The sequence below is a fragment of the Rhizobium sp. SVR5-2C genome (genome assembly GCF_056755115.1).
In genome coordinates this window covers 1-3,930 of the sequence record NZ_JBNDHT010000255.1, presented here as the reverse complement: position 1 = coordinate 3,930, position 3,930 = coordinate 1, and the positions used below count along the sequence as shown (strand labels likewise).

At 58.0% G+C, this 3,930-nt stretch carries 5 protein-coding genes; 3 read left to right on the top strand and 2 right to left on the bottom strand.

What is annotated here, in order from left to right:
• Window positions 1-360: 360 nt before the first annotated feature.
• The gene (locus tag ACPYOI_RS35185; protein ID WP_481424074.1) at window positions 361-726 is read right to left on the bottom strand and encodes a hypothetical protein; all 366 of its coding nucleotides are present in this window, start codon (window positions 724-726) and stop codon (window positions 361-363) included.
• A gap of 111 nt (window positions 727-837) precedes the next feature.
• Here ACPYOI_RS35185 and ACPYOI_RS35180 point away from each other — a divergent pair, with 111 nt between their 5' ends.
• Together ACPYOI_RS35180 and ACPYOI_RS35175 are read left to right on the top strand one after the other, a co-directional pair.
• The gene (locus ACPYOI_RS35180) at window positions 838-1,068 is read left to right on the top strand and encodes a DUF305 domain-containing protein (protein WP_481420229.1); all 231 of its coding nucleotides are present in this window, start codon (window positions 838-840) and stop codon (window positions 1,066-1,068) included.
• Between the two features lie 109 nt (window positions 1,069-1,177).
• Entirely contained in the window at window positions 1,178-1,786 is a 609-nt protein-coding gene (locus ACPYOI_RS35175; RefSeq protein WP_481424073.1) for a GXWXG domain-containing protein, read from the top strand.
• Between the two features lie 201 nt (window positions 1,787-1,987).
• Here ACPYOI_RS35175 and ACPYOI_RS35170 read toward each other — a convergent pair whose 3' ends face one another.
• Window positions 1,988-2,839, bottom strand: a complete 852-nt coding sequence (locus tag ACPYOI_RS35170) for a hypothetical protein (RefSeq protein WP_481424072.1) — start codon at window positions 2,837-2,839, stop codon at window positions 1,988-1,990.
• A 349-nt stretch (window positions 2,840-3,188) separates the two neighbouring features.
• On the opposite strand from ACPYOI_RS35170, the gene ACPYOI_RS35165 reads away from it, so the two are divergent.
• Window positions 3,189-3,326 (top strand): hypothetical protein, encoded by a 138-nt coding sequence (locus tag ACPYOI_RS35165; RefSeq protein ID WP_481424071.1) that lies wholly within the window; start codon window positions 3,189-3,191, stop codon window positions 3,324-3,326.
• Window positions 3,327-3,930 lie beyond the last annotated feature (604 nt).

The following is a 3,930-nucleotide window of genomic DNA, read 5'->3' as shown; positions in this document are numbered from 1 at the left end:
TCGTTTTAACGTTTGGGATCGCGTGGCGAGGCTTAATGTTTTGCCCCTTCCTTGCCCTTGGAAGGCCGCGCGGTCCTTTCGATCAGTTTCCGGCGCAATGGAACATCATCGATACGATTCGGGTTAACCCAGTGGATCGCGCGGTATGGCACGCCCTGCCAGCCGCGCGTCCAGCCGGCAATGCTGGCGACCTGGCCCTGTCCCCTCCTTAGCAGCAGGGCCTTCTTTTTGCTCCGAACCGGAACATTGCTACCTCTTGAGGATTGGACCGATTGTATGCGGTGTTTTGACCCCACCTACCGGATCACATTCTGATCGTTGATGTTGCAGGCCCACCGAGGGCTTAGACATATGACGATTTCAGAGCTTACGCTTAAAACGAGGGAAGAAGAGCCGATGCGGCGGTTCGAGGTCTTCACGGGAACCGGGCGTCGTCGCGACTGGAGCGATGAAGAGAAGGCACGGATTGTCGCGGAGAGTTATGTGGCCGAGACCACGGTTTGCGCTGTTGCGCGATGACAAGGGATTTCGCCGCAGCAGTTGTTCACCTGGCGGCGGCTTTTCCGGAAACGCGAGCGCGATGCAGTCGAAACCGCTCCCATGTTCGTGCCCGCGATTGTCGATACTCCCAAAGAACCCGCCCCGGTAGCGAGAGACATTCGCACCGGGATTGGTCGGATCGTCGATGACATAGCTCGGCCAGTCGATCGACCATTTGGGGCTCACGTTGAAGAAGCTGAAGTTAGCCGGCTGGCTATCCTCGTTTGATTGTAGGATATCCTGACCTTCATTGCCGGACCGATCGGGAAGCCGCCGACCGAATCCGAGGTGGGAGCCATGCTCGACGCCGGAGGCAAGTCGTCGCTCGACAAGCTGAAGGCAGCGCCCGGCAAGGACTTCGACAAGGCATACGTGACGCCCAGCTGGACGACCACAAGGCTGACGATCCAGGAGGACTACCTGACGATCGGACAGAACCGTGAGCACCTCGGCGTCACCAAGCTCGCCCGCGGTCAGATAAAGGAACACCTCGACCATCTCGACATGCTGAAGTCGAAGGTCGGCTGATCGTCTTGCAGGACATCGCCCAGAAGGCCGGAGCGAACTCTGGCCTTCTTCGTTATCATCGTTCCGGAACTCTCGTGATCTGTCCTCATTACCGGACCGGAGGTACGGAATGATTTCAGATCTGCAGAAGGCCAGACGCAAGTGGTTTCAGACGCTCGATCCCGTGCTCCCGGAAGAGATGGTGGGCCTCTGGCGCGGCGAAGGGATCGCGGCTGATCACCCGCTCGACGGCGTGCTGGAGAACCTTCAATGGTTCGGCAAGCGGTTCCACCCCGACTTGAAGGCAGACGCCCTGCTCTTCCAGTGGCGGCCGGGCCGGCTGGTTCCGATCGAACCGTCCTTCTTCCCCATCGCGACAGTGATCCGCTTGGCCTCCTTCGGCCGGACCTTCGTCGCCCGGAATTGGTTCTCGTACCTTCAGAAGATCTTCCGCGCCCGCGGCACCACGGCGACGCTCGCCCTTCGAATGATCGACGGCGCGGAAACCGCCGCGATGGTCTACGACCGCCAGCTGATCACCGACTTTTTCAGGCGCGTCGACCCCAGCGAAGTCGCCGGGATGATGGTCGTCGAGGGAGATGATCGGAGGTATTTCTTTCGGTTGCGAAAAGTCGACCCAGCGATAGATGAAGGGGCTCGTGACCAAGCGCGAGCTGTTCCTCGGGGCGTCGGACGGCCGCTTCGTGGCGGTTCGTGCTCGCCTTTGGAGAAAGATTGACCCGCACCTGGCCTAAGAAGGGCAGGCAGCGGACCGATTGCAGGGGACCGACCTTTCCAACCATGCGTGGGCAATGGATTTTGTTCAGACCAGTTGGCAACGGGCCGCAAAATTCCGATGATCGTCAGGATAATACCGCAGTTGACCTTGCCCCAAGTAGGAAGGTTAACGCGCCTCGGATTACGCGGCGTAAAATGTCAACTACCTAAACATCTCGGGCGAATAGGTGCCGTCACTGTCGAGCTCTTGCGCTCGTTGCTGCAGCCAGTAAAGGTACTGGTGAATAGAGGTGGTTGCCTGCTCGCCATTGCCCGCGTGAAACTCGCGCGTTTCGGCTTCACCACTTTCAATCAATTTGGTGACGATGCTCATCTCGATTTGCACGCCCGCCGCATCCAGTTGCGCAACATCTGTACGAACCATCTGATTGCTTTCAGACTTAGGATTATAGAAATCGGGATTGGCTGCCGTTTCAGCATCGTAGTCAACCTTGCGCTGGGCGGCCGCCGCTTCCCTTGCGGCGATCTCAGCTTTTAGCTCCGGTGTCATGGGTTGAGCCGCGCTGAGTGGGAGTTTCTTTATTTGTATAATTGGAAGGTCGCTGGAGTAGGTTTCGATCATCTCGCGCTTGGTTCGCGGCCTCTGAGACTGCAGACGGGACTCCACCATTTCGTCGAGGTTACCAGTGGCTTCAAATTTGCGGGCGGCGTCAAGTTTTTGCTCCTCAGGCCAAGACCAGGGCGTGACCAGCGCCGCCTTTGCTTTGAAGGCCTCATCAGGCTCGGCGATACCGGCTCGGAGCCGAGCCTTTATCTCCTCCCGACCATTTATCTCGTCTTCATCTCTGGCGAGTTCAGGCTCGCTGTATGTGGGGGGGCCAGCTGAAGCGACAAGATATTCGCGGTCGTGTTTAGAAAGCGTTGGATCGTTAAGAGACGCGAGGCTGTCTGGGTTTTTCTCCGGCAAGAAAGAACTGACCTTTGTCGACCGAAAGTAGTTGTTGACGCCATAAGCGCCTGTGCCGACTGCCAAAACCAAAGCGTGTTCCAACACCTGGGCTTGCCTATCATACGCCGCTACCGCAATTCAGCTGCCTACGGACCAAAGTTCCGTTGAGCTTCGAGCTTCAGTCCAATTTCCCTGCTGCGGTGTTAACCGATGCTCTGGCTGATCAGAGTCGCAGACTCGACCCATCCCGGGGCAAAGATTAAGGGCAACCAGGAAAGCCCTTCTTGCCCTCGTCATCGGTATATTGGCGGCGCTGCTCGACGCGTTGATCTGAGGCCCACCCCTCGACGGAACATCGCCGGTCGAAAGTACCTATTTGAGATCGTGTGGCGCGGGGTACTGTTTGCCCCTTCCTTGCCCTTGGAAGGCTGCGGGATCCTCTGGACCATTGGAGTTGCTGGAGACCGACCCCGCTGACGATGGTGGCATTACCGCCCTGGCGCAAGACCTCATCGAGCAGCAGCTTCCACAAAATCAAGCAGGTCAACAGTTCAAGGACTCTTTTTCTTACGCCACCGAACCGGAACATTAGCGGCGTCTGATCGTTCAGCTCGCTGGGATCGCGTGGCAGCGTAACTGCTCAGTCGCTTCCGCGCCCTCGGAAGGCCGCGCGGTCCTTTCTTCGTCGGATTGCCCGACTTCGGCGGGCTTCTTTTTATCCGTACGGTGGCGGACTGGAACGTTCGCTGGTGCCGATTGGTTATCGATATGGCCGCGCGGCAGCCCTCCTGTTAAACGCCAGCGATAATTGACCCATCGTCCTGGTACCGCGGTCACCGTTTCCCCGACGACTTCGGGAGTCGGCGATGAGTGATCCGACCGATACTCCGGCAAGCCACCGAAACGGCGCCTCAGCGCATGGATAGTGATACTGCTGGGAGCGGTATTGGCGCTGCTTATCGCGTGGCTATTCGGCTTCATCGGCTGATTCGTCGATAGGCTAACGGACGGCGAACTTGCCTATGTTTTAGATGCCTCTAATGTCCTACTTCTGATACCGTGTGCCTGTTTGGGAGGAACTACCAATGTTAAATTCAGGCCGGCGCGTCCGAGACGATCCGTAACCGATGTTCCGTCCCCACGTTGTCCTCGCCGTCCTAATCTGTGATCGGCTTTCCATGGACGAGCAGAGGGAG